Source organism: Faecalibacterium sp. An192, assembly GCF_002160175.1.
Classification (GTDB): domain Bacteria; phylum Bacillota; class Clostridia; order Oscillospirales; family Ruminococcaceae; genus Faecalibacterium.
This window is the reverse complement of the sequence record NZ_NFKB01000151.1, coordinates 1-687: the sequence shown is the minus strand read 5'-3', so window position 1 is coordinate 687 and position 687 is coordinate 1. Positions and strand designations below refer to the sequence as shown.

Here is a 687-nt window from a genome sequence, read left to right as displayed (position 1 = left end):
TTAGCCTGCTGCAGGAGTGCGCCCGCAGTGGAAAAAACAAGCGGGAATGGTGCGCACAGGCCGGTGTGAAATATTCGACCCTCATGAGGTGGCAGGGGCTGCTGCGGGATGAACTGGCGGGTGAAATTCTTTCGGGCCAGGAGATTGTTCCGGTACAGATCCAAAAGTCAGGTGAAGAAGTACTTGCTTCCAAATCGTCTGCAGACTGCTGTGCAGACGAGGCAGGGACATCTGGTATTTGCATCGAAAAGGGAGAAGTTCGTATTTATCTGCCGACAGATGTACCCATAGAATACCTGGTCAAGCTGGTGAAAGGGCTGGCTTAAGATGCTGGGAGATATCCGACAGGCCAAGAACGTGTATATTGTCTGTGGCTACACCGATATGCGCAAGGGACTGAACAGCCTGGTCCCTTTTGTGCAGCAGAACTTTGGGATAGATCCCTATTCCAGCAGCCTGTTTCTGTTCTGCGGCAAACGCTGTGACCGGCTGAAGGCGCTGCTGTGGGAACCAGACGGCTTTGTATTGCTGTACAAGCGGCTGGACAATGGCCGTTACCAATGGCCGCGGAATGCCCGGGAAGTAAAGCCGCTGACCTGGGAGCAGTTCACCTGGCTCATGCAGGGGCTGAATATTGAGCAGCCCAAGGCGATCCGTCCCGGACGCCCGAAAGAGCTGGTATAATCC

At 54.4% G+C, this 687-nt stretch carries 2 protein-coding genes; both read left to right on the top strand.

Annotation, left to right across the window (positions count from 1 at the left end; all coding sequences use genetic code 11):
* Positions 1-326, top strand: a 326-nt coding sequence (locus B5F27_RS16905) for a hypothetical protein (RefSeq protein ID WP_158098283.1), incomplete at its 5' end; no start/stop codon positions are given.
* 1 nt (position 327) lies between these two features.
* Complete coding sequence (gene tnpB, locus B5F27_RS16370) at positions 328-684, top strand: IS66 family insertion sequence element accessory protein TnpB (protein ID WP_087369080.1); 357 nt, start codon at positions 328-330, stop codon at positions 682-684.
* Positions 685-687 lie beyond the last annotated feature (3 nt).

Excerpts from the sequence above, each read along its gene's own strand:
- tnpB (WP_087369080.1), top strand. The coding sequence starts at position 328 with ATGCTGGGAGATATCCGACAGGCCAAGAACGTGTATATTGTCTGTGGC.